The following is a 24,955-nucleotide window of genomic DNA, read 5'->3' on the forward strand; positions in this document are numbered from 1 at the left end:
CCCCCCGCTGGCCCCCGGCTGGAGCTGGAGCCGGTGGACATCGCGCAGGCCCCCGGTACCAAGGCGGGTGGCGATCCCGCTGGGGTACCGGCGGTCGCCTCCACCGACGCTCCGGCGCCCACGGCGGAACCGAACCCGGCGGTGCAGCAAGAGCTGGCCACGTTGCGCGCGGAACAACAGCGGCTGCTGCTGGCCGTCGAAAGCCTGAACCGCGAGTTGACGGTCGCCCGCAGCGCCCGCGGTGACGTCATTCTTTACGCTCTGGCCGGGGTGATCGTGGTGCTGTTGGGTGCCCTGCTGTGGCTGCTGCGGCGACGGCCCACACCAGTGACCCCGGTGCCCACTGCCCCGTGGTGGGCGGGGCCCGCAGAGCGCGGCGGTAGCGCCGATGCTCCCCCAGCGCCGGTACCGTCACCAGCCGCCGAGGTGGTGGCAGCGATCCACTCGGCCACGGCGGCCGAATCCTTGGCGGCCACGACGGGGTCGAGTGCCATCGGGATGGACGATCACATGGCCGGGCTGGAAGTCAGCGAGGCCGGGGCGTCGGTGTTTCAAGAGGTGACGATTGCGTTGCTCGACATCGCCGCGCTGCACGAACTGTGGGAGCGGGTCGATTTCTTCGAATCGCTTGGGCAGCCGGCGGATGCCGTGGCCGCCTTGCGGACCTTCGTGTTAGCGCACCCCCGTGCCAGCGAAGCGCCGTACTTGCGCTGGATGGCGCTGGCCCGCAAGCACGGTCTGGACACACGCTCGCCCCAAGCCACCTACGAGCAGCACTATCAACGCCTGTTGGCCGAGGCCGAATCGGCCGATGGCGTGGAGGCCGACCCGAGACTGCTGCAAGCCTTGACACGCGGCTGGCCGGGGGATGCCGTGCGGGCCATCCTCGAATCGGCGCTCGCCTCCCAGCCAGGGGATCCGGCCGCGCCGCTGCAGGTGCGCACCCTAGCGGCGTTCGATGACCTGATCGTGCTGCACGGGGTGCTGGATCTGCTGCCGGTGTTGGCGCAAGCCCCGCTGGATCCGTTGGCCGCACCGGCGGGTTCGTCGGCGGCCGCGGCTGCCGATGCGCACGGCGCGGCGCCCGCCGATGGCGCGGCCTCCGCGCTCGACTTCGAGTTGCCAGACATCACCGATCTGCCGCCCACGCCCACGGCGACACCCACACCGGCACCGCCTGCCGCCGGTGCCGCGCCATCCGACGGGGCGCTGGACTTCGATTGGAGCGGTTGGCAGCCGCCCGCCAGCAACGCGCCCCCGCCCCGTTGACGTGCTGAAGCTCGCGGGGCCCGGGCGGCCCCGGGGCGCACCGTCAGCGGCGCATGTGCAGCGCCCCAGGGTTGACGATGTGGGTGGGCGTGCCTTTGATGTAGTTGACCACGTTGTCGAACGCAGCCGAAAAATACTTTTCGTAGCTGTCGAGTTCGACGAAGCCGATGTGCGGCGTGCAGATGCAGTTTTCCAGGCGCAGCAGGGCGTGGCCTTGAAGGATGGGTTCGGTCTCGAACACATCGACGGCAGCCATGCCCGGGCGGCCGCGGTTGAGCGCCGCGACCAGCGCGTCGGACTCGATCAACTCCGCGCGCGAGGTGTTGACCAGCAGCGCGGTGGGTTTCATGCGCGACAGGTCCTCCAGCGTGACACAGCCCGTCGTCGCATCCGCCAGGCGCAGATGCAGGCTCAGCACGTCGCTGTGCGCGAACAGCTCGGCTTGGCTGTCGAAGGCGTCGTAGCCGTCGGCTGCGGCGCGCGCGCGACTGGCTTCGCTGCCCCAGACGGCGACGCGCATACCGAAGGCGCGTCCGTAGCCGGCGACGATCTGGCCGATCCGGCCATAGCCCCAAATGCCTAGTGTGCGCCCGCGCACCACCTGCCCGAGGCCAAAGTTGGGTGGCATGGACGCCGCCTTCAGCCCCGACTGCTGCCAGGCCCCGTGCTTGAGGTGGCTCACATACTGCGGAATGCGCCGCATGGCGGCCATGATCAGCGCCCAGGTCAGCTCGGCGGGGGCCACCGGATCGCCCACCCCTTCGGCGACAGCCACGCCGTGTTCGGTGCAGGCCTGCACGTCGATGTGACGGCCGACCGAGCCCGTCTGCGCGATCAGCTTGAGCCGCGGCAGTTTGTCGAGCAGCTGGCGCGTGATCTGGGTGCGCTCGCGAATCAGCACGACGATGTCCGCGTCGCGCAAGCGCACAGAGAGCTGGCCCACGCCCTTGACGTTGTTGGTGTACACCTTGGCCGGGTAGGGGTCGAGCTTGTGCGCGCAGGCGAGCTTGCGCACGGCATCCTGGTAATCGTCGAGGATTACGATGTTCATATCGGGCTATTGTGCCGCCCTTGTCGGTGCCCAGACCGGCGCGTCGCCTTCAGGGGTGATGTCACCCGTGCGGCTGGGGTCAGGGAGCGACTCACGTACCATCGCGGCTATGTCCACCGTCCCAACCGAAGCGGGCAGCGCCCACGCACCCGACCCCGTGCCCTGGCAGCGTGACGCGACCGTGATCGGTCTGGTCGGGCTGGCGCATGCCACCTCCCATTTTTCGCACCTGTTGCTGGCGCCGCTGTTTCCGCTGTTCATGCGGGAGTTCGGTCTGAGCTTCTCCCAGGTGGGGCTGTTGACCAGCGTGTTCTTCGTCATCTCGGGCGTGGGGCAGGCGCTGTCGGGTTTTCTGGTCGATCGCGTCGGGGCCCGACCTGTGCTGTTTGGCTCCATCCTGCTGTTCATGGGGTCGGCCCTGGCGGCGGCCCTGTCCCACGGGTACGCCGGGCTGTTGCTCGCCGCCGTGCTCGCCGGGCTGGGCAATGCGCCGTTTCACCCGGTGGATTTTTCCATCCTCAACCAGCGTGTCTCGCCCCCGCGCCTGGGGCACGCCTTCAGCTTGCACGGGCTGATCGGCAACCTGGGCTGGGCGCTGGCGCCGGTGTTTTTGGTGGGCATCACCGCGCTGGGCAGCTGGCGCTGGGCTTACTGGGCGGCCATTGCCGTGTATGCGGGGGTGCTGGCGGTGTTGTGGTGGCAGCGCGAACACCTCCACACCGAGGTGGTGCCGCGCCGGCAGGGCGCCAGCCGGGCGGACGATTTGGACTTTTTGCGGTTGCCCGTAGTGTGGTGGTGCTTTGGCTTCTTCCTGCTGTCCACCATGACGCTGGCGGTGGTCCAGACCTATTCGGTGTCGATCCTGGAAGCGGTGCACGCCGTGCCGTTCGAGACGGCGACGCTGACCGTGACCGCCTACATGCTGACGGGGGCCGCGGGGATGTTCGTCGGCGGTTTTGTCGCCGCGCGGGCGCGCGCGGTCGATCGGGTGGTCGCCTGGGCCATGGCCGCAGGCGCGGCGCTGATGCTGCTGGCCGCGACCGGCTGGCTGGGGGGCGGCGGCTCGATGGCTCTGCTGGCGATCACGGGGCTGGCGGTCGGCATCGGGGGGCCGAGCCGCGACATGTTGATCAAGCGCGCCACCCCGAAAGGCGCGACCGGGCGTGTCTATGGCACGGTCTATTCCGGCCTGGATACCGGTTTTGCGATTGCGCCGCTGGTGTTTGGTGTGCTCATGGACCACGGCTGGTACGCGGCGACGCTGGCGGGCGGCGCGGTGACGCTGGCGCTGGCCGTCGGTGCGGCGCTGGCGGTGGGTGGCCGCACGCGCGCGGCTTGAGCCGGGGTCAGCCGCGTTTGCGCAGCCGGCACAAGAAAAAGGCGTCCGTCCACTCGGTGGGCAACACGCGGCGGGCCAGCGTCAGATCCGGGTGCAGGGGCCGCTGGCGCCAGGCCGTCAAGCCGGGCAGCGCGGGCAGGTCGACGGGCCATGGCAGGGGCTCCGGCCACAGGTCATCCCGCTCGCGCAGCAGCGCATCCAGCACGCACTCGTCCTCCTCGGGCGACAGGGAACAGGTGCTGTAGACGAGCACGCCCCCCGGTTTGAGCGCATCGGCCGCGGAGCGCAGCAGCCGGCTTTGCAGCGCGGCGCTGGCCCGAACTTTTTTGGGGCTCCAGTGCGTCCACGACGTGGGGTCCAGCCGGGTGAACTGTGCTTCAGACGAGCAGGGGGCATCCAGCAGCACGCGGTCGAATCGAGCGGAGACCAGACGCCCGACCTGGGCGCCGTCTTTCAGGTAGAGCTGGGCGTTGCGCACCCCCAGCCGCTGCAAATTGGCCTTGAGGCGAAAGAAGCGCGCCCGCACCGGCTCCACCGCGGCCAGGCGTCCCTGGTTGGCCATGCAGGCGGCGATGAGCGCCGTTTTGCCCCCGGGGGCGGCGGCCAGATCCAGCACCTCTTCGCCCGGCCGGGGTGCCAGCGCCCAGACCGCGGCCATGCTGGCCACGCCCTGGATGTAGAGGCTGCCATCGGCTGCGAGCGGATGGTGGGTCAGCGCGTCCCGATCACCTGCGGGCAGTCGGAACACGCCCTCGACGCCCGCCACCGGCTCTGGGCACAGCGGCGCCAGAGCCGCCAGTACCGCCGCCGTATCCGGTGCGCGCAGCGGGTTGATGCGAAACACCACCGCCTTCGGCGCGGTGTAGCTGGCGTCCACGCGCGGCCGCAGGTCGGGCGGTATCAACGCGTCCAGCACGTCCAAGAAGGCGGGCGGCAAGGAGGGAAGCGCGGGCTGGGCAGCCGAGGGCGAGGATGACGGCGACGCGGTCACGGCGATCAGGCTTGTGTGGCGTGCGCGTCGGCCTGGGCGGCCTCGCGTTCCAGCGCTTCGATGATTTCCGCCACGGCCAGCCAGCGCTCCTCGACTGCGGAGAGTTCGGCCTCGACGGCCTTGAGGCGCCGGCCGGCTTCGGCGATGTCGGTGCGGTCGGTGCCGTGGGCCAGCCGATCGTGCAGAGCGCTTTGCTCGGCCTGCAGGGTATGCAGCCGCGCTTCCAGCGCATCGCACTCGCGGCGGTGCGGCTTGAGGCGTTCGGCCAGTTGCTGGCGCCGCTGGGCTTGCTGGCGGCGCCGCTCCTGCGGGGTGACGGAGGGGGGGCGGGGTGTGTCCCTTTCACGCCCATCGGCGCGGTGGGACAGGGCCTCGCGGCGCTGGCGAGCCACGTCCAGCAGGTGGCGCTGGTAGTCGTCCAGATCCCCCTCGAACGGCGCGAGCTGTCCGCCGCTCACCAGCCAAAATTCGTCGCTGACCGCACGCAGCAGGGCGCGGTCGTGGCTGACCAGCATCACCGTGCCCTCGTAGGCGTTGAGGGCCATGCCGAGCGCCTCGCGGGTGGTCAGATCCAGGTGGTTGGTCGGCTCGTCCAACAGCAGCAGGTTGGGGCGCTGCCACACCAGCAGGGCCAGCACCAGCCGTGCTTTTTCGCCACCGCTCATCGTGGCCACGGGCTGTGTCACCGCGTCGCCGCTGAATTGGAAGCCGCCCAGAAAGGTGCGCAGATCCTGCTCGCGGGTGGACTGGCCGATCACGGTGCCGGCCGCCTCGGCCTCGCGGGCGATACGCACGAGGTGCTGCAGCGGGTTGTCGTCGGCGCGCAGGATGTCCAGCTCCTGCTGCGCAAAGTAGCCGATGCGCAGGCCCTTGCCGGGCACGATGCGGCCTGCCAGGGGCGCCAACGCGCCGGCGATGGTCTTGATCACCGTGGACTTGCCCTGGCCGTTGGCACCCAGAATGCCGATGCGCTGCCCCGGCAAGACGCTGCGCCGAATGCCTTGCACGACGGGGCGCAGAGCCTGCCCGTCGGCGCCGGGGTAGCCGGCGGACACGTCGCGCAGCGTGAGCATGGGGTTGGGCAGCGCGTCGGGGTTGGCGAATTCGAATTGAAAATCCGCGCTCGTCAGCACGGGGGCGAGACGCTCCATTCGCGCCAGCGCCTTGAGGCGGCTTTGCGCCTGCCGGGCCTTGGTGGCCTTGGCCCGGAAGCGGTCGATGAAGCGCTGCAAGTGGGCGATGCGCTCCTGCTGGCGGGCGTAGGCTGCCTGTTGCTGCTCGATCTGCTCGGCGCGCATCTCTTCGAAGCGGCTGTAGTCACCGCCGTAGCGCGTGAGCCGACCCTGATCCAGATGCAGGGTGACGCGGGTGACCGCGTCCAAAAACTCCCGGTCGTGGCTGATGACGACCAGCGTCCCCTCGTAGCGCTGCAGCCAGCTCTCCAGCCAGACCAGGGCGTCCAGATCCAGGTGGTTGGTGGGCTCGTCGAGCAGGAGCAGATCGCTCGGGCACATGAGCGCGCGGGCCAGTTGTAACCGCATCCGCCATCCGCCGGAAAACCCGTTGACGGACCGCTCCCAATCCGCGGGGCCAAAGCCCAGGCCCAGCATCAGGGCCTGGGCGCGTGCCCGAGCGTCGTGGGCGCCGGCATCGGCCAGGGCGGTGTGTGCCAGCGCGATGGCTTCGCCGTCGCCGCTGGCGTCGGCCGCGGCCAGTTGCGCGCGCGCCTCGAGCAAGCGGGTGTCGCCCGCCACCACGAAGTCGGTGGCCGGCTCAGCGGTCTCGGGCATGTCCTGTGCCACATGGCTGATGCGCCAGTGGCGGGGCAGGGTGGCTTCGCCGCCGTCCTCGTGCAAATCCCCTAGCCACAGCGCGAACAGGCTGGACTTGCCGGCACCGTTGCGGCCGACCAGACCGACCTTCTCGCCGGGGTGGAGGGTGACGCTGGCGCCGTCCAGCACGACCTTGGCGCCCCGTCGCAGGGTGACGTCGCGCAAGGTGATCATGGCGTGGGGCGGTGCGGGTCGGGGGGCAGGTCGGCCTGAGCCGCGGCGAGCGCGTCGCGTGTGATCAGCAGCACGGCGTCGTCGCCGCCGCTGGTGTGCAGCCAGACCACGGGCAGGGTGGGAAAGGCACGCTCGAAATGCGCCCGCTCGTGCCCGATTTCCAGCACCAGTACGGCGTCCGGGTTCATGTGGTCCAGGGCGTGGGCGAGCAGGTGCCGCACGAAGTCCATGCCGTCGTCGCTGCCGTCGGATCCGCCATCCAGGGCCAATGCCGGCTCGGCGCGGTATTCCGCCGGCAGGGCCTCCATGCGCGCCCGGCTGACGTAGGGGGGATTGCACAGAATCAAGTCGTAGCGGTCGTGGAGTGCGGCCCAGCCGTCCGACTGCAACAGGCGGATGCGGTCCTGCAGACCATGGCGCGCGACGTTGCGGGCCGCGACCGCCAGCGCATCGGCGCTGAGGTCGCTGGCATCGACCGTGACCTCGGGCCAGGCGAGTGCCGCCAGCACAGCCAGCGACCCGTTGCCCGTGCACAGGTCCAGCACCCGGCGCGTGTGCGCGCCCAGCCAGGGGTCGATGGGGTCGGCCTGCGGGACGGCCGCGATCAGCTCCGCGATGAAGCTGCGCGGCACGATCACGCGCTCGTCCACGTGGAACGGCACGCCCTGCAACCAAGCCTCACCCGTCAGGTAGGCGGCTGGCTTGCGGGTGCGGATCCGGGTGTCGATCAACGCGCGCACCGCCTCGGCGTCGCCGGGTGCCACGGGGTCGGCGGCGTGGGCGTGCAGATCCAGGTCAAGTGGCCGGCCCAGCCGCCACAGCACCAACCAGGCAGCCTCGTCGCGGGCGTTGGTCGTTCCGTGCCCGAAGGTGACGCCGGCGGCGTCGAGCCGGCGCTCGGCCTCGTCGATCAGGGCGGCTAGGGTGATCGTCCCCGTCATGCCACGCCCGCCAACCGCTCGAGCGTGCGGCGGTAGATGTCCGTGAGCGGCTCCAGATCGGCCAGCGCGATGCACTCGTCGATCTGGTGAATGGTGGCGTTGGGCGGGCCCAGTTCCACGACCTGCGGACAGATCTGCGCGATGAACCGCCCGTCGCTTGTGCCGCCGGTGGTAGAGAGTTCGGTGTCGAGCCCCGTGACGTCGCGGATGGCGGCGCTCACCGCATCGACCAACGGGCCGCGCGGGGTCAGGAAGGGCAGGCCACCGACGGTCCAGCTCAGCTCGTAGTCCGCGCCGGGATTTAGGCCGTGCCGCGCCATAATCCCGTGCACGCGCGCTTGCAGCCCCTGCGGGGTGGATTCGGTGCTGAAGCGGAAGTTGAAGTCCACCACCACGGTGCCGGGGATGACGTTGCTCGCCCCGGTGCCGCCGCGGATGTTGCTGACCTGCCAACTGGTGGGCGGGAAGTGGGCATTGCCGTCGTCCCAGCGCGTGGCGACCAGCTCGGCCAAGGCGGGTGCCAGCAGGTGGATGGGGTTGCGCGCCAGATGCGGGTAGGCGATGTGGCCTTGGATGCCCTTGACGGTCAGCCGCCCGCTCATGGTGCCACGGCGGCCGTTTTTGATCATGTCGCCGGTTCGCTGCACGCTGGTGGGCTCGCCGACGATGCACCAGTCCAGCCGCTGGCCGCGCTGGCGCAGCGCCTCGCACACCACCACGGTGCCGTCGCGCGCGGGACCTTCCTCGTCGCTGGTGAGCAAAAAGCCGATCGACAGGGCCGGCGTCGGGTGCGCGCGCAAAAACGCCTCGCACGCCACGACCATGGCGGCCAGCGAGGCCTTCATGTCGCTGGCACCGCGGCCGTAGAGCTTGCCATCGCGGATGGTGGGGGCAAAGGGGTCGCTGTGCCAGCGCTCCAGTGGCCCAGTCGGCACCACGTCGGTGTGGCCGGCGAACACCAGCACCGGCGCGTCGGGGCTGGCCCCAGGCCGCAGCGCCCACAGATTGGTCACGCGAAAATCGTCCGGGCCGCTGGCGATCGTCTCGCAGGCAAAGCCCAGCGCCTTCAGCCGCTCGGCCAGCAGCGCCTGGCAGCCGGCGTCGTCGGGCGTGACGGAGGGACGGCGGATCAAAGCCTCGGTGAGTCGCAGGGTCTCGGTCATCGGGACAAGGCGAAGCGCCCGTGGCGCTCAGGATTTGGGGGGGAGAAAACCGTCGAACGACGGGCCGCTACCCTTGCCGGGCTCGCCCGTCGCGGCGGGGGCTGCCGCGTGCGCGGTCGCCGCGGCCCGCGCGCGGTCGTCGTTTTGTAGCCGCCACAGCAGGTTGGTCGGCGAGTCGGCGTAGGCCAGCCCCTCCTCGCGCGTGATGCGCCCGGACAGGATGAGCCGCGCCAAGTCGGCCTCGAACGTCTGCGATTCCTCGGCCATCGATTTTTCCAGGGCCTCGCGCACGCCAAAAAAGTCGGCCTTTTCGATCAACTCGCTGATCAGCCGCGTGTTGACCATGACCTCCACCGCCGGGGTGCGGCCACCGTCGACCGTGCGCAGCAGCCGCTGCGAGACGATGGCCTTGAGCGATGAGGCTAGGTCGTTCAGCATGGTCGGCCGCACCTCCACGGGATAGAAGTTGAGGATGCGGTTGAGCGCCTGGTAGCTGTTGTTGGCGTGCAGGGTAGCCAGCACCAGATGGCCGGACTGCGCGTAGGCGATGGCCTGCGACATCGTTTCGCGGTCGCGGATTTCGCCGATCAGGATGACGTCCGGCGCCTGGCGCAGCGCGTTCTTCAGCGCCACGTTGAGCGAGGCGGTGTCGGTGCCGACCTCGCGCTGGTTGACCACGCTCTTCTTGTTCTTGAACAGATATTCGATCGGATCCTCGATGGTGAGGATGTGGCCGGTGGTGTTTTCGTTGCGGTGGTCCAGCAGGGCGGCCAGCGTCGTGCTCTTGCCCGAGCCGGTCGAGCCCACCACCAGCATCAGGCCGCGCTTGGCCATGATCATCTGCGTCAGCACCGGCGGGATGCCCAGCTCGCTGACCCTGGGGATCTGCCCGCTGATGAAGCGCACCACCGCCGCGCAGGTGCCGCGCTGGCGCATCGCGCTGATGCGGAAACGCCCCACCTCCGGCATGGGGATGGCGATGTTGAGCTCGCCCGTGCGGTCGTATTCCTGCAACTGCTCGGGCTTGACGACCTCGGCCAGCAGCCGGTAGGGGCCGTCGGCCGGCAAGGTCTGGGCGTTGACCGGCATGGACACGCCGTTGATCTTGATGAGCACAGGCGAAGCCGCCGACAGATAGATGTCGGACGCCTTCTTCTCGGCCATCAGCCGCAGCAGTTGCTCCATCGGGCCCATCGCCAGTGTCTTTCCGGGGTGACGCGCAGGGCGGGTTTCAGTCGCGCAGCAGCTCGTTGAGGCTGGTCTTGGCACGCGTCTGCGCGTCCACGCGCTTGACGATGATGGCGGCGTACAGGCTGTAGCGGCCGCCGTCCTTGGGCAGGCTGCCGCTGATGACCACCGAGCCGGCCGGCACCCGGCCGTAGAGGATCTCGCCCGTGGTGCGGTCGTAGATCGGCGTGCTCTGGCCGATGTAGACGCCCATCGAGATGACGGAGTTCTCCTCGACGATCACGCCCTCGACGATTTCGGAGCGCGCGCCGATGAAGCAGTTGTCCTCTACGATGGTGGGGTTGGCCTGCAGCGGCTCCAGCACGCCGCCCAAACCCACGCCGCCCGACAAGTGCACATTCTTGCCGACCTGGGCGCACGAGCCGACCGTGGCCCAGGTGTCCACCATCGTGCCTTCGTCGACATAGGCGCCAATGTTGACGTAGCTCGGCATCAGGATCGCGCCCTTGGCGATGAAGCTACCGCGGCGCGCCACCGCCGGCGGGACCACGCGCACGCCGGTGGCGGCCATCTCCTGTGGGCTGAGGTGGGCAAACTTGGTCTTGACCTTGTCGTAGAAAGCCAGGTCGCCCGCCTGCATGATTTCGTTGTCGTTCAGGCGAAAGCTCAGCAGCACCGCCTTTTTGATCCACTGATGGACCGTCCACTGCCCCACGCCCTGGCGGGTGGCGACGCGCAGCCGGCCGTTGTTGAGCTCGCTGATCACATGCTCGACGGCGTCGACGACTTCCTGCGGGGCGTTGCCGGGCGCGAGCTGGGCGCGGTTGTCCCAGGCGTTTTCGATGATCTGCTGCAGTTGTTGGGTCATGGTCGTAGGCGTGGATCGTGGGGCGGGGCGGCAGGAGCGGCCTTCAGCCCCTGATGAAGCGGACGATGCGCTCGGCAGCTTCGAGGCATTCGTCCACCTCGGCCACCAGCGCCATGCGAATGCGGCCGGCGCCGGGGTTGACTCCCTGCGCCTCGCGGGCCAGATAACTGCCCGGCAGCACCGTCACATTGTATTGGGCGAGCAAGTCGCGGGCAAAGTCGGTGTCGCTGCCGCCCTCGCGTCCGCCGAAGCGCGGCGGCACCCGCGCCCACAGGTAAAAGCCGGCGTCCGGCAGTCGCACGTCCATCACCTCCGCCAGGCGTGGCGTCACCTGGGCAAACTTGGCACGGTACTGCGCACGATTGGCGGTGACATGGGTCTCGTCCGCCCAGGCGGCGGCGCTGGCTTGCTGCACGGCCACGCTCATGGCGCTGCCGTGGTAGGTGCGGTAGAGGGTAAAGGCACGGATCAGCGCCGCATCCCCCGCGACGAAGCCGCTGCGCAGCCCGGGGGCGTTGCTGCGCTTGGACAGGCTGGTCAGCATGATCAGGCGGCGGAAGTCGCTGCGGCCCAGCGCGGCCGCGGCCTGCAGCGCGCCCAGCGGCGGCTCCTCGCGGAAGTAGATCTCGCTGTAGCACTCGTCGCTGGCGATGACGAAGCCGTGGCGGTCACTCAGTTCGAACAGGCGCTGCCACTCGGCCAGCGGCATCACGGCCCCGGTCGGGTTGCCCGGTGAGCACGCATACACCAGCCGGGTGCGCGCCCACACCGCGGCGGGCACGCTGTCCCAGTCCACGGCAAAGTTGCGCGCTGGGTCGCTCGGGGCGTACCAGGGGGTGGCGCCGGCCAGCAGCGCCGCGCCTTCGTAGATTTGGTAGAAGGGATTGGGGCAGACGACCACGGGCTCCGGGCCGCGGGCAAAGGCACGCGGGTCGATGACCACCTGCGCCAGCGCGAACAGCGCCTCGCGCGAGCCCAACGTCGGCAGCACCTGCGTGGCCGCGTCGACCGCGATGCCGTAGCGGCGCCGCAGCCAGTCGGCGCAGGCCGTGCGCAGCGCGGACGTGCCGGCCGTGGCGGGGTAGGCGGACAGCCCGCCCGCGGGGTCATCGATGGCGGCGTGCAGCGCGTCCTTCAGCACTGCCGGCGTGGGGTGCCGCGGCTCGCCGATGCCCAGGTTGATGGGGCGCAGGGCCGGGTTGGGTGTGACGCCGGCCAACAGCGTGCGCAGGCGTTCGAAGGGGTAGGGCTGCAGCCGCTGCAGCAGCGGGTTGACGTCGGGGACCATGGGCCGCAATGGTAGCCGTTGTGGGCACGTACACTAGCGCCCCGTGCGCCTGCAGACCATCAAGTTGTCCGGCTTCAAGTCGTTTGCCGAGCCGACCACCTTCCAGCTCCCGGGGCAGCTGGTCGGGGTGGTGGGCCCGAACGGCTGCGGCAAATCCAACATCATGGACGCCGTGCGCTGGGTGCTGGGCGAGTCCAAGGCCAGCGAGCTGCGCGGCGAGTCCATGCAGGACGTCATCTTCAACGGCACCACCACGCGCAAGCCCGCCCAGCGCGCCAGCGTCGAGCTGGTGTTCGACAACAGCGCGCGCCGCGCCGGCGGCCCCTGGAACCAGTATGCCGAGATTTCTGTCAAGCGCGTGCTGACGCGCGACGGCACCAGCAGCTACTACATCAACCAACAGCCCGTGCGCCGGCGCGACGTGCAGGACGTCTTCCTGGGCACGGGCCTCGGGCCGCGCGCCTACGCAATCATCGGCCAGGGCACCATCAGCCGCATCATCGAAAGCCGCCCGGAGGAGCTGCGCCTGTTTTTGGAGGAAGCGGCGGGCGTGTCCAAGTACAAGGAGCGCCGACGCGAAACCGCCAACCGACTGGCCGACACGCGCGAAAACCTCACCCGGGTCGAGGACATCCTGCGCGAGCTCAACGCCAATCTGGAGCGGCTGGAGCAGCAGGCCGCCGTCGCCCGGCGCTACCACGAACTGCAGTCCGCCGCCACGCGCCGCCAGCACCAGCTCTGGTGGCTCAAGCGGCGCGAGGCCGACGCCCTGCTCACCCAGGTGCGCGCGGAGGGGCTGCAGGCCCTCAATGCGCTGGAAGCGCGCATCGCCGAGCTGCGCCGCACCGAGGCGGACTTGGAAGCCATCCGCCAAGCCCACTACGAGGCGGGCGAAGCCGTCAACCGCGCCCAGGGCCGCTTGTACGAGGCGGGAGCCGAGGTGGCTCGTCTGGAGGCGGAAATCCGCTTCGTCGTCGAGGGGCGCCAGCGCGCCGAGCAGCGCCAGGCGGCCCTGACGCAACAGATCGCCGACTGGCGCGCCCGCGCCGAGGCCGCCGCAGACGCGCTGATGGCGCTGGACGAGCAAGAGGCCGGCGCTGTCGAGCAGGCCGAAGTGCTGGCCGCGCGGCTGGAGGAGCAGACGCAGCGCCTGCCCGCGCTGGAGGACGCGCAACGCCAGGCGCAAGCGCGCCTGGCCCAACAGCGCCAGCGCGTGCACGAGGTGCAGCAGGCCATTGGTGTGCTGGCGGCCGAGCAGCGCGCCCTGGACGAGCAGGCCCGGCAGTGGCGGCAGCGCCTGGACCGGCTGCACGGCGAGCGTACCGCTGTCGCCCCGCCCGATGCCGAGCGCCTGCTCCATTGGCGTGCCGAGCTGGAAGCGGCCGAGGCCGCCCTGGCCATCGCCGAGGAACGCCTGGCGACAGGCGAAGCCGCCTTGCCGCACACCGAGGCCGAGCGCCGCGACGCCCAGCAGGCCGAGCAGGCCGAGGCGCGCCGTGCGGCCGATCTGCAAGCCCGCCTGCAGGCCTTGCGCGCCCTGCAGGACAAGCTGCAGACCGACGAGCGACTGCAACCCTGGCTGCAGCGCCACGGCCTGGACGGGCTGGACGGCCTATGGACCCGGCTGGACACCGAACCCGGATGGGAGACCGCCCTGGAGGCCGCGCTGCGCGAACGCCTGCGTGCCCTGCAGGTGGGGCAGCTCGACGCCGTGCGCGCCCTGGAGCGCGAAGCCCCACCGGCCAAGATGGCTTTCTTCACCCCCGCGGTGAGCGGGGCATCGGCCGCGCAGGCCGAGGCGCTGCCCGGTTGCACACCCCTGATCGAGCGCCTGCGGCTGCACGACGCAACCCTGCACCCCGTGCTGGCGGCATGGTTACACGGCGACTGGACCGCGCCCGATCTGGACACCGCCCTGCGCCTGCGCGCCAGCCTACAGCCGGGCCAGCGCATCTACACCCCGCAGGGCCACAGCGTCGGGGCACACGATGTGGCCTTCTACGCCGCCGACGACCCGCAGTCCGGCCTGTTGGCGCGGGCCCACGAGATCGACAATCTGGAGCGCGCCCTGCGCGCCCAGACCCTGATCCACGAGGAGGCGCGCGCCCGCGTGCAGCGCGCCGAGGCCCAACTGGCCGAGACCACGCAGCAGGTCCAGCAAGCCCGCCGCGACCTGGCCGATGCGCAGCAGCGCCGCCACGCCATCCAGGTCGAGCTGCTCAAAGGCGAGCAGGCGGCCGAGCAGGCGCGTCTGCGGCAGGAGCGGCTGGCCCAGGACATGGCCGAGGTGGAGGCCGACCTCGAGGCGCTGCAGGCGCGGCGCCTGGAGGCCGAGGCGCGCTTCGAGGCGCTGGACCTGCAACTGGCCGACACCCAGGAGCAGCTGGCCCACCTGGAAGACGCCGCCCTGGAGGCCGAGCGCCACGTGGCCGCGGCGCGCGAGCAGGTGCGCGCGGCCGAACGCCAGGCGCAGGAAGCCGCGTTTGCCCAGCGCTCCATGGCCGCGCGCCGCGCCGAACTGCAGCGCCAGGCCCACACGGCGCAGGAGCAGCAGGCCCGTCTGGCGGCCGAATACGACCACCTGCAGACCGAGTTGCTGCACTTGACCGATGACGCCGCGCGCAACGGCCTGCAGGACGCGCTGGCCGAGCGTCAGCGGCGCGAGGAGGCCCTGGCCGCCGAACGCAGCCGCTACGACGAGCTGACCGCGCGGCTGCGCGCGGCCGACGAGCACCGGCTGCGCGGCGAGCGCGAACTCGATCCGCTGCGCGCGCGCATCACCGAGTTCCAACTCAAGGAACAGGCGGCGCAGCTGGCCCTGGACCAATACAGCCAATGGCTGGCCGAGGCGGGGGTCGATCTGGAGGCGGTCGGCCAATCGGTCGAGGCCGACGGCGTGCGCCTGCAAGGTCTGCAGGGCGAGATTGACCGCCTGCAGCGCGAGATCGCGGCCCTGGGGGCGGTCAACCTCGCAGCCTTGGAGGAACTCAGCGCCGCACGCGAGCGGCAGCAGTTTCTAGCCAGCCAGTCGCAGGATCTGCAGCAGGCCATCCAGACGCTGGAGGACGCCATCCGCGAGATCGACGCCGAGACCCGCGAGCTGCTCGCCCACACCTTCGAGACCGTCAACGGCCACTTCGGCCGCATGTTCCCCGAGCTGTTCGGCGGCGGGCAGGCGCGCCTGATCATGACCGGCGAGGAAATCCTGGACGCAGGCGTGCAGGTCATGGCCCAACCCCCGGGCAAAAAAAACCAGACCATCCACCTGCTCTCCGGCGGCGAAAAGGCGCTCACCGCCATCGCCCTGGTGTTTGCGATCTTCCAGCTCAATCCGGCGCCGTTCTGCCTGCTCGACGAGGTGGACGCGCCACTGGACGACGCCAACACGGAACGCTACGCGCGCCTCGTGACCCAAATGAGCCGCGAGACCCAGTTCCTGTTCATCAGCCACAATCGCATTGCTATGGAAATGGCCCAACAGCTCGTGGGCGTGACCATGCAGGAGCAGGGCGTCTCGCGCATCGTCGCCGTCGACATCGCCGGCGCCGTGTCCATGATGGAGAGCCCGACACCATGACGCTGAGTCCCTTGCAAATCGGCCTGATCGCCGTCGGCTTGGTCGTGCTCCTAGGCGTCTGGGCCTACCAGCGGTGGCAGACACGGCGGCTGGCGCCGCGCCGCGCACCGGCCGCCCCAGCCGATGCGGACGGGGCGCTGCCCAGTGCCGAGCGGCTCGAACCCACCCTGGGCGCCGATGCCGCTACCGTCAACACCGACCGCGCGGCTGCCCCACCGGCTGCGGGGCTGGGGGGGCTGTCGCCGCGGCTGGACGTGATCGTTCCGCTGCAATTGGAAAAACCCGTTTCGGGCGACGCCGTGTTGCAGTCCCTCCCGGGCACGCGGCGCATCGGCAGCAAGCCCTTCTTCATCGAAGGCGTGCCCGAGGATGCCACCGCCGACGACGTCTGGGAGCCGCCACGCCCAGGCCAGCGCTACCGCGCTCTGCGCGCCGGGCTGCAAATGGCCAACCGGGCTGGCCCGCTCAACGAAATCGAGTATTCCGAATTCGTCCAAAAGCTCGAAGCCTGGGCCGAGCACCTGTTGGGCGTGGCGGATTTTCCGGACATGATGGCCGTCGTGCACCAAGCCCGCGAGCTGGACCAGTTTGCCGCCGTCCACGACGCCCAGCTCACCTTCACCCTGCGGGCACAGCGCGCCGCCTGGAGCCCCGGTTACGTGGCCCAGCACGCCGGCCGTCTGGGCTTCGTGCCCGGGGCGCTGCCGGGGCGCATGGTGTTGCCTGCCACCCAGGCTGGAGGGGCGCCGCTGTTGGTCCTGCGGTTCGAGACCCAGGCCGCGCTGGCCGACGACCCCGAGCTCGCCGTGCTGCGCGAGGTCCGCTTGACCCTCGAAGCCACCCATGTACCGCGCGAAGAGCGCCCCTACCAGCGCTTGCGTGAATTGTCCATAGCCTTGGCCGCCTCGATGGACGGCTGGGTGACGGATGAGGCGGGGCAGTTGCTGGACGCCGAGGCGCTGGACCGCATCGGCGGTGAGCTGGAGCTGCTCTACGAGGCCCTGGAGGAGCGGGCATTTCCGGCCGGGTCGCCCGACGCCCGCCGCCTGTTCAGCTGAACGTCGGGCGCGGGCCCATCACACGTAGCGGCCGGCCTTCAGCGCCTGCACGGTCTGCGGTGCCAGGTGCTCGATGGCGGCCATCTCGCGCTCGATGCCCTCCAGGTCGCCCTCGCGCGCGGCCCGTTCCAGGCGCGCGGCCGATTCGGACAGCGCCGTGGCGCCCATGTTGCCGCTGCTGCCCTTGAGGGCATGTGCACGGCGATACAGCCCCGGCCAGTCCTGCGCGGCCTGCGCCGCGCGCAGGCCCGCCAGCTCGCCCTCGAGCTGATCGATGAATAGCAGGACGATGTCGCGAAACTCCTCCCCCAACAGGGTCAGCAGCTCGTCGAGGTTGGCGGAGTTGATCAGCGGGGAGGTCATGGAAAAAACCGGCGTCGCCGTACAGGGGCCCACGATCAATGCTATTGTACGGGGTGGGGCTGCCCGCCAGTGCATGTGCCCCTGCTGACGGTGAACACCTTGGACCACCCTCCGGCCACATCCAGCCCGCCATCGACGGCCCCCATACCTGAGGCGCCAGCCGCGACCGTGTTGGTCGTCGATGACGATCGCGCCACCCGGGCCACGGTACGCGCCGTGCTGGCGCGCGAGCGCTATCGCATCCGGGAGGCGGGCGACGGACACGAGGCGGTCGCCGCCGTGCAGGCCGAGCGGCCCGATCTGATCCTGATGGATGTCATGATGCCGGGGCTGGGCGGCCATGCGGCGTGCGCGCAAATCCGACTGCTGCTGGCCGACGATGCGCTGCCCATCGTCATGCTGACGGCCGTCGACGACATCGCGTCGATCGAGACTGCCTTCGAGGCCGGGGCGACGGACTTCATCACCAAACCCATCAGTTGGCCGCTGCTGCGCGAGCGCGTGCGCTATGCCCTGCGCGCCGGCAACCTGACGCGCGAAGTGCGGCGTGCGCGGCTGCGCGAGCTGTCGGTGCGCCGCATTGCGGGACTGGGGTATTGGGAGTGGCTGCTGTCCAGCGACCGTTTGAGCTGGAGCGAGGAGTTCGAGCCGCTGGCGGGGATTCGCGCCCAAGACAGCGTGCCGCGCGAGGAGTTTTTGGCCCGTGTCCACCCGGACGACCGCCAGCGCCTGCACCATGCCATGGAGCGCGCGCGCGACGTCGGGGCGCGCCTGGATCTGGAGTTTCGCATCCACCTGCGGTCGTCGGACCGAATTCTGCGCGTGGTCGGCGAGCGGGGCCTGCACGGCGAAGACGCCGACCGCCTGTTCGGCGTCTTCCAGGATTTGACGAGCATCCGCCGCACCGAGGCGCTGGTGGACTATCTGTCGCTGCACGACGAGACCACGGATTTGCCAAACCGCCGGCTGTTCCTGCGCCGCGCGGCCGAGCGCATCGAGAAGGTGCGTGCCGAAAACGACCGTGTCCTGCTCATTGGCACCATCGACATCCACCGCTTCGCCCGCTTCAACGAAAGCCTGGGGGAAGGCGGGGCCAACCGCCTGCTGGCCCTGTGGGGGCAGCGCCTGAAGCACCATCAGGACGCGGGTACCGTCGTGGAAGTGGCCCGCATCGGCGGTGACGAGTTTGCAGTCGCGATCCAGGCCACCGACGGTGCGGCCGCCACGGCGATCTTCCAACGTGTGTTGCAGGCCCTGCGCCAGCCGGTGCATCTGGAGCAGCAGGAACTGGTGTTGCCGTTCAGCGCTGGCTGGGCCGTTTGCCCCACCCATGGCCACGAGGCCGAGCCGCTGCTGACCCTGGCGCTAGAGGCCCAGCGTCGTGCCCGCGCCCAGGGGCGCGACGACCTCGGGGCTGAGGCCGACGACGCGCTGTCGCAGCGCCGCCAGCGGCTCCTCGCGTTCGAGCGGGCGCTGCACCGGGCCCTCGAGCGGCAGGAGTTCTACTTGGCCTATCAGCCGCAGATGGATTTCGCCGCCGGGCGCATCGTCGGCTGCGAGGCTCTGATCCGTTGGCGCAGCGTGGAATGGGGTGAGGTGTCGCCAGCGGAGTTCGTCCCGCTGCTGGAAGAATCCGGCGCGATCATCGACGTTGGGGCGTGGGTGCTGGCCAGCGCTGCGCAACAGGCCGCCGCCTGGGAGCGCGCCGGGCTGCCCCTGCGGGTGGGCATCAACCTGTCGCCGCGGCAGTTTTTGGCTCCGTCGCTGATGGAGCACATTGAGTCCGCGCTGCAATCGTCGGGCGTGTCGCCCGGGTGCATCGAGCTGGAAATCACCGAGAGCCTGACCATGCAGGACGTCGATCATTCGATCCGCCTGCTGCAGCGCTGCCGCGACGCGGGCGTCATGGTGGCCATCGACGACTTTGGGGTCGGCCATTCGTCGCTGGCCTATGCCCTGCTGTTCCCCATCGATACGATCAAAATCGACCGCGCTTTCGTCACCCACATCACGCGCGGACGCGCCGACCGCGCCATCGTTCGGGCAGTGGTCGCCCTGGGGCAGTCCTTGGGTGTGGAAATCATCGCGGAAGGCGTGGAGAACCAGCGCCAGTGTGACTTTCTGGAGGCTATCGGCGTCACCCAGGTACAGGGCTACCTGATTGGTCGCCCGATGCCGCCGGACCAACTCGAAGCCCTGGCGCGCAGCTACCGCCGCGAGGTCTGACTGCGCCGGCAATGCCTGCGCCGGCCGTCAGGTGATGTCGCCGGTGTGCACGCCGAAGCGCCCCTGGCGGCGGTCGTCGAAGTAGCGGCGCAGCGTCTCGTGCACCGTGCGGAAGGCGAGTTCCTCCCACGGGACTTCGTGCTCGTGGAACAGGCGTGCTTCCAGCGTCTCGTGCCCTGGATCGAAACGGTCGCTCAACAGGCGCGCCCGGTAGTAGATATGCACCTGGCCCACCCGCGCGACATTGAGCAGCGTGAACAAGCCCTCCAGCGCGATCTGCGCACCGGCTTCTTCCACCGTTTCGCGCAGGGCGCCCTGCGCGGTCGTTTCCCCCAGCTCCATGAAGCCGGCCGGCAGCGTCCACTTGCCCCAGCGCGGCTCGATGGCGCGGCGGCAAAGCAGCACCTGGGCGCCGTCGTGCCCCCAATGGGACACCGTCCCCACGACGTTGAGCGGGTTTTCGTAGTGGATGGTACCGCACGAGGGGCACACCGCCCGCACCCGGGTGTCCCCGTCGTCGGGGATGCGGTGCTCCACCGCAGCGGCACAGGCACGACAAAACCGGATGGGACTGCGAAACATGCGCCCAAGTGTAGTGCCGCCCCGCCCACGGTGCCTGGGCGGGGAAGGGCAGGCTTACGCCTTGGTGTGCTTCTCGATCAGCTTGCGGGCGGTGTCCAGCAACTCACGGCCGTTGAAGCCGCGCTTGTCCATGTCCTGCACCCATTCGACTTCCACTTGGCGCGCTTTGCGGCGGAATTCCTGCGCCTCGGCCAGTCCGATGGTGTGGATCTTGTTGCCGCGGTCCGCGGCCTGCTTGCGTGCCGGCGCATCGCCCGCCTGCTGGGTGCGCCCCAGAAAGGCGGACGTCTCGATGCCCGAGTTAGCGTCGATCACTTTCTTGAGGTCGGGCGGCAGCGAGGCATAGCGCGCCTTGTTCATGCCCATGACGAAGGTGGTCGTGTACAGCGCGCCGCCCTTTGGGTCGAACTCGCTGTGGTTGCTCACCAGCTCGTGCACCTTGACCGAGGGCACCACTTCCCAGGGGATGACGCAGCCATCGATGACGCCCTTGGACAGCGCATCGGGGATTTGCGGCAGTGGCATACCGACCGGGGTAGCGCCCAGGTAGCCCAGCATCTTCGTGATCTGGCGCGTCGGGCCGCGCATCTTGAGGCCGCGCAAGTCATCCGGATGCGTGATCAACCGCGTCTTGACATGGAACATGCCAGGGCCGTGCACCTGGAAGGCGATCGGGTGAATGTCGCGGTATTCGTCAGCGGCCTTGGTCTGGATGAACTCCCAGAAGGCTTTGGAGGTGGCCTCTGCATTCGTCATTATGAACGGTAGCTCGAACACCTCGGTACGGGGGAAGCGCCCTGGGGTGTTGCCCGGCAGCGTCCACACGATATCGACCACACCGTCCTTGGCCTGGTCATACAACTGCACCGGCGAGCCACCGAGCTGCATCGCGGGGTAGCCCTCGAACTTGATGCGCCCGCCCGATTCTTTCTCCACCTTGTCCATCCACGCCTTGTGCATGTTCAGCCACACGTTGGAGGTGGGCGACATAAAGGTGTGGAACTTGAGCGTCACGCTCTGCTGCGCAAAACCGATCAGGCCGGGGGCGCTCAGCGCGACGGCGGCGCCCGACTTCAGCACAGTGCGGCGGTGGATCATGGCATCGAACTCCAGGCAACGACGAAAGTAATCGAAGCGTCGCGTCCGCAGCACGCACGGGCGTTTCGGCGGCGCTTGCACGTCCCGCAGTGTAAGCGGTTGGAGGCGATTACTCGGACGTGGTTCATCGGGGTTTGCCCGGGTGGGGACGCAGCGGCTAGACTGCGGGGCTGTCGTCGTTCTCCGCCGCTGGATTCATGAAGCTCTACAACTACTTCCGCTCCGGCACCTCGTTTCGGGTGCGCATTGCCCTCCACCTCAAAGGCCTCGACTACGAGTACATCCCCGTGCACCTGGCCAAGGGAGAGCAGCACGGCGCCGCCTATCGCGCTCTCAGTCCCGATTCGCTCGTTCCGGTGCTCGACGTCGAGGGCGATCCCGACCACGCGCGCTTAAGCCAATCGATGGCCATCATCGAATACCTGGACGAAACCCACCCGGAGCCGCCACTGCTGCCGCGCGATCCGCTCGGTCGCGCGCGGGTGCGGGCGCTGGCCCAAACCGTGGCCTGCGAGATTCATCCGATCAACAACCTGCGCATCCTCAAATACCTGGCAGGGCCGCTGGGCCTGTCGGAGCAGCAGCGCACCGACTGGTACAACCATTGGGTAATGGAGGGTCTGCGCGCCTACGAACGCCGCCTGCAGGATCTGGCGCAGGAGCGGGCCCGCCTGGGCTTGCCGCCGTCGGTGTACTCCTACGGCGACACCCCCACGCTGGCCGACTGTTGCCTGGTGCCACAGATCGTCAACGGGCGGCGTTTTGGCTTGGCGTACGAGGGCATCCCGCTGACGCTGGCGGTATTCGAGCGGTGCATGCAACTCGAGGCCTTCCAACGCGCGCACCCGTCGCGCTGCCCAGATGCCGAATGACGCCGGCTCCACCCTGCCCGCCGAGGCGGTTCGTGAGGGATTGGTTGGCCTGATGGCCGATGTGGGCCCCGGCGCGCTTGGTTGGATGAGCACCCGTGCGGGTGGCGTGTCGGCGGGGCCCTGGGCCTCGCTGAATCTGGGCGACCATGTCGGCGATGCGCCCGACGCCGTGGCCCGCAACCGCACGCGGTGGGCGCAGGCCCTGGGCGCGCGACCGGTCTTTTTGCGGCAGGTCCACGGTACGGGGGTGGTGCGGCTCGACGCGACGACGCCAGACGGCACCGAGGCCGACGCCTGCTGGACCGACGCGCGCGGAGTGGCCTGCACCGTGTTGGTGGCCGACTGCCTGCCCATCCTGCTGGCCGCCCCGGATGGGCGGTCGGTCGCCGCAGCCCATGCGGGCTGGCGCGGGCTGGCGGGGCACGACGGGCGCGGCGTTCTCGAAGCCCTGTGCGCCCATTGGCCCGCCGCCCAAGACCCCGAGCGCCGACGCGCGATCCGGGTGTGGATCGGCGCGGCGATCGGCCCGCAGGCCTTCGAGGTGGGAGGCGAGGTGCGGGACGCCTTCGTGGCCGTGTGCCCCAGCGATGCCGAGGCGTTTCACCCCTCGCCGCAAAACGCCGACCGGTGGCTGGCCGATCTGCCGGGGCTGGCACGGCGCCGGCTGGAGCGGCTAGGCTTTGGCCCCGTCACGGGCAATGACGGAGCCGCCCCCTGGTGCACGGTCGGCAACCCCTCACGGTTCTTCTCGCACCGGCGGGATGCGCGGCTCCTGGGCCACAGCGGGCGGCTCGGCGCGGCCATCTGGCGCGTCTGAACCCGAAGCCGCGGCGGCCTCCTGCCGGCGCCGCGCTTTGCGCCGCAGGGGCGTTCCCATCAGATAGATCGCCAGCGCCATCGGCCCTACACCATACAGCAGCAGGGTAAAAAAGGCGCCCAACACGGTGCCCTGCGGACTCAAGGCCTCGGCAATCGCCATCATCACGACCACATAACCCCAGGCAAGGAGGACGAGATACATCGGCGCTGAACTCGAGTAGGTGTCGGATGCCCGATCCGAGGAGGGGTGAACCGCGCGGTATCAGCGTCATGGAAGGCGTTCCTGCGACACTGGTTCCATCTCCGCGGCACGCGGGGCAGCGGTCCCCGGGTAAGCCCGGACGCGACAACGCCCCGATTGTCAGCGAAACGACGGCCAAGCGCGTTACGATGACGGCGTAATATCGACAGGAGACACGCGCATGACGCAATCCCGCACCGACGGTCACCCACCCTGGACCGAATGGTCGCAACAGGCCTTCCAGCAATGGACGCAGGCGGTGCAGACGGCTCTGCAAGGGGCCGGACAACCAGCCTTCGCGGCCGCTGCCGGTGCTGCCGGGCCGGGCTGGGGCGAGGTCGGGGGGCTGTCGGACTTGTTGCGCCGCCTCGGTGGCTCGGCGGTACAACTGGATCCCGGTGTCTGGGCCGAGATCCAGCGGGACTACCTGCGCGAGGCGGGTGAACTGTGGCAGCAGGGGGCGCAGATCCAGCCGCCGCGGGAGGATCGGCGTTTTGCGGCCGACGCCTGGGCGCGCAATCCTGTTGCGGCCTACAGCGCGGCGCTGTATCTGCTCAACGCCCGCACGCTGATGCGCATGGCCGAGGCCGTGCAGGCCGATGCCAAGACCAAGGCGCGCATTCGCTTTGCGGTGCAGCAATGGATAGACGCCACCGCGCCAAGCAACTTCCTCGCCTTCAACGCCGAGGCCCAGCAAAAAGCCCTGGACACGCAGGGCGAGAGCATCGCCAAGGGCGTACAAAACCTGCTCAACGACATGAAGCAGGGGTTCGTTTCCATGACGGACCACAACGCCTTCGAGGTCGGCCGCAACGTGGCCACCACCGAAGGGCAGGTGGTGTACGAGAACGAGTACTTTCAACTCATCGAGTACAAGCCGCTGACCGCGCGCGTGTACGAGCGGCCGTTCCTCGTCGTGCCGCCGTGCATCAACAAGTACTACATTCTCGACCTGCAGCCGGACAATTCCTTCCTGCGCTACGCGGTCGAGCAGGGCCACCGCACCTTCGTCATCAGCTGGCGCAACCCCGACGCGACGCTGGCGCAGACCACCTGGGACGACACCATCGAACACGCCGTCATTCGTGCCATCGACGTCGTGCGTGAGATCGGCAAAGCCGAGACCATCAACACGCTGGGCTTTTGCGTCGGCGGCACGATGCTGGGCACGGCGCTGGCGGTGCTGGCCGCGCGCGGCGAGCGCAAGGTCGAAAGCGTGACCTTCCTGACCACGCTGCTGGACTTCAGCGACACTGGGGTGCTGGACGTCTTCATCGACGAGGCCTTCGTCGCGCTGCGCGAGCTGCAGTACGCGCACGGCGGGCTGCTGCCTGGGCGAGATCTGGCCACCACGTTTAGCTTCCTGCGCCCGAACGACCTGGTCTGGAACTATGTCGTCGGCAACTACCTCAAGGGCGAGACGCCGCCGCCGTTCGACCTGCTGTACTGGAACAGCGACAGCACCAACCTGCCCGGCAAGTGGTACGCGTGGTACCTGCGCCACACCTACCTGCAAAACGAACTCTGCCAGCCCGGCAAGCTCACGGTCTGCGGCGCTCCGGTGGACCTGGAGGCGATCGACATTCCGGCCTACATCTACGGCTCGCGCGAGGACCACATCGTGCCGATCGGCGGCGCCTACGCCACCACGCGCCATTTCGGCGGGCCAATCCGCTTCGTCATGGGGGCCTCGGGCCACATCGCCGGCGTCATCAACCCGGCCTACAAGGGCAAGCGCAGCTTCTGGACCGGTCCCGAGGGCTATTTCCCCGAGTCGGTGGACGACTGGATCGCCGCCGCCACCGAGCACAAGGGCAGCTGGTGGACCGACTGGGCGCCGTGGATCGCGGCACACGGTGGCCGCCAGATGCCCGCCCCGCGCAGCTACGGCAACCGCCGCTACCGCCCGATCGAGCCGGCCCCCGGCCGCTATGTGCGCGTCAAGGCCGACGAGGCCCTGGCCACGCTCGTCACCGCGCCGCTCACCCCCGCCACCTCCGCAGCGAAAGGATGAA

18 protein-coding genes and 1 pseudogene are annotated in these 24,955 nt (G+C 69.5%); 8 read left to right on the forward strand and 11 right to left on the reverse strand.

Translation table 11 applies throughout. From position 1 onward, the window contains the following. Positions 1 to 1,269 (forward strand): annotated as a pseudogene (locus V7026_RS01695) (hypothetical protein); the annotation flags it as partial. Between the two features lie 43 nt (positions 1,270 to 1,312). Here V7026_RS01695 and V7026_RS01700 read toward each other — a convergent pair. After that, complete coding sequence (locus V7026_RS01700) at positions 1,313 to 2,320, reverse strand: D-2-hydroxyacid dehydrogenase family protein (RefSeq protein ID WP_334153517.1); 1,008 nt, start codon at positions 2,318 to 2,320, stop codon at positions 1,313 to 1,315. 109 nt (positions 2,321 to 2,429) lie between these two features. On the opposite strand from V7026_RS01700, the gene V7026_RS01705 reads away from it, so the two are divergent. Then, entirely contained in the window at positions 2,430 to 3,659 is a 1,230-nt protein-coding gene (locus V7026_RS01705) for an MFS transporter (RefSeq protein WP_334153518.1), read from the forward strand. Between the two features lie 7 nt (positions 3,660 to 3,666). On the opposite strand, the gene V7026_RS01710 is transcribed toward V7026_RS01705, so the two are convergent. Genes V7026_RS01710 through dapC form a run of 7 tightly spaced genes read right to left on the reverse strand, consistent with a single transcriptional unit; the run spans position 3,667 to position 12,104 of the window. Continuing rightward, positions 3,667 to 4,596: an RsmB/NOP family class I SAM-dependent RNA methyltransferase gene (locus V7026_RS01710; RefSeq protein WP_334153519.1), complete on the reverse strand. Its 930-nt coding sequence runs from the start codon at positions 4,594 to 4,596 to the stop codon at positions 3,667 to 3,669. A gap of 59 nt (positions 4,597 to 4,655) precedes the next feature. Then, positions 4,656 to 6,656, reverse strand: coding sequence for an ABC-F family ATP-binding cassette domain-containing protein (locus V7026_RS01715; RefSeq protein ID WP_334153520.1), 2,001 nt, complete (start codon positions 6,654 to 6,656; stop codon positions 4,656 to 4,658). Beyond that, a complete protein-coding gene (gene prmB, locus V7026_RS01720; protein WP_334153521.1) occupies positions 6,653 to 7,597 on the reverse strand; it encodes a 50S ribosomal protein L3 N(5)-glutamine methyltransferase in 945 nt (314 codons plus the stop codon). Before prmB ends, V7026_RS01715 begins: the two co-directional genes overlap by 4 nt. After that, positions 7,594 to 8,760: a succinyl-diaminopimelate desuccinylase gene (gene dapE / locus V7026_RS01725; protein WP_334153522.1), complete on the reverse strand. Its 1,167-nt coding sequence runs from the start codon at positions 8,758 to 8,760 to the stop codon at positions 7,594 to 7,596. The genes prmB and dapE overlap by 4 nt, the downstream gene beginning before the upstream one ends. 27 nt (positions 8,761 to 8,787) lie before the next feature. Continuing rightward, on the reverse strand, positions 8,788 to 9,954 hold the full coding sequence (locus tag V7026_RS01730) for a PilT/PilU family type 4a pilus ATPase (protein WP_334153523.1): 1,167 nt from the start codon (positions 9,952 to 9,954) through the stop codon (positions 8,788 to 8,790). Positions 9,955 to 9,991: 37 nt separating this feature from the next. Beyond that, a complete protein-coding gene (dapD, locus tag V7026_RS01735; RefSeq protein WP_334153524.1) occupies positions 9,992 to 10,816 on the reverse strand; it encodes a 2,3,4,5-tetrahydropyridine-2,6-dicarboxylate N-succinyltransferase in 825 nt (274 codons plus the stop codon). A 43-nt stretch (positions 10,817 to 10,859) separates the two neighbouring features. Beyond that, positions 10,860 to 12,104, reverse strand: a complete 1,245-nt coding sequence (dapC, locus tag V7026_RS01740) for a succinyldiaminopimelate transaminase (protein ID WP_334153525.1) — start codon at positions 12,102 to 12,104, stop codon at positions 10,860 to 10,862. Positions 12,105 to 12,147: 43 nt separating this feature from the next. Between dapC and smc the strand changes: the two genes are divergently transcribed. After that, positions 12,148 to 15,681, forward strand: a complete 3,534-nt coding sequence (gene smc, locus V7026_RS01745; protein ID WP_334153526.1) for a chromosome segregation protein SMC — start codon at positions 12,148 to 12,150, stop codon at positions 15,679 to 15,681. Between the two features lie 2 nt (positions 15,682 to 15,683). Further along, entirely contained in the window at positions 15,684 to 16,739 is a 1,056-nt protein-coding gene (locus V7026_RS01750; protein ID WP_334153569.1) for a cell division protein FtsZ, read from the forward strand. An 18-nt stretch (positions 16,740 to 16,757) separates the two neighbouring features. On the opposite strand, the gene V7026_RS01755 is transcribed toward V7026_RS01750, so the two are convergent. Then, positions 16,758 to 17,102, reverse strand: coding sequence for an Hpt domain-containing protein (locus V7026_RS01755; protein WP_334153527.1), 345 nt, complete (start codon positions 17,100 to 17,102; stop codon positions 16,758 to 16,760). 168 nt (positions 17,103 to 17,270) lie between these two features. Here V7026_RS01755 and V7026_RS01760 point away from each other — a divergent pair, with 168 nt between their 5' ends. After that, entirely contained in the window at positions 17,271 to 19,328 is a 2,058-nt protein-coding gene (locus tag V7026_RS01760) for a putative bifunctional diguanylate cyclase/phosphodiesterase (RefSeq protein WP_334153528.1), read from the forward strand. 27 nt (positions 19,329 to 19,355) lie between these two features. Here V7026_RS01760 and V7026_RS01765 read toward each other — a convergent pair whose 3' ends face one another. Together V7026_RS01765 and V7026_RS01770 are read right to left on the reverse strand one after the other, a co-directional pair. Continuing rightward, complete coding sequence (locus tag V7026_RS01765) at positions 19,356 to 19,910, reverse strand: NUDIX hydrolase (RefSeq protein ID WP_334153529.1); 555 nt, start codon at positions 19,908 to 19,910, stop codon at positions 19,356 to 19,358. A gap of 54 nt (positions 19,911 to 19,964) precedes the next feature. Then, positions 19,965 to 21,008 (reverse strand): TRAP transporter substrate-binding protein, encoded by a 1,044-nt coding sequence (locus V7026_RS01770; RefSeq protein WP_334153530.1) that lies wholly within the window; start codon positions 21,006 to 21,008, stop codon positions 19,965 to 19,967. Between the two features lie 197 nt (positions 21,009 to 21,205). On the opposite strand from V7026_RS01770, the gene maiA reads away from it, so the two are divergent. From maiA to phaC, 3 genes are all read left to right on the forward strand, one after another. Continuing rightward, positions 21,206 to 21,880, forward strand: a complete 675-nt coding sequence (gene maiA / locus V7026_RS01775) for a maleylacetoacetate isomerase (protein WP_334153531.1) — start codon at positions 21,206 to 21,208, stop codon at positions 21,878 to 21,880. Continuing rightward, the gene (gene pgeF, locus V7026_RS01780; RefSeq protein ID WP_334153532.1) at positions 21,870 to 22,697 is read left to right on the forward strand and encodes a peptidoglycan editing factor PgeF; all 828 of its coding nucleotides are present in this window, start codon (positions 21,870 to 21,872) and stop codon (positions 22,695 to 22,697) included. Before maiA ends, pgeF begins: the two co-directional genes overlap by 11 nt. Before the next feature lie 424 nt (positions 22,698 to 23,121). Beyond that, positions 23,122 to 24,954: a class I poly(R)-hydroxyalkanoic acid synthase gene (phaC, locus tag V7026_RS01785; RefSeq protein ID WP_334153533.1), complete on the forward strand. Its 1,833-nt coding sequence runs from the start codon at positions 23,122 to 23,124 to the stop codon at positions 24,952 to 24,954. Position 24,955: the final 1 nt, after the last annotated feature.

The organism is Tepidimonas sp. (assembly GCF_036825565.1).
Lineage (GTDB): Bacteria > Pseudomonadota > Gammaproteobacteria > Burkholderiales > Burkholderiaceae_C > Tepidimonas.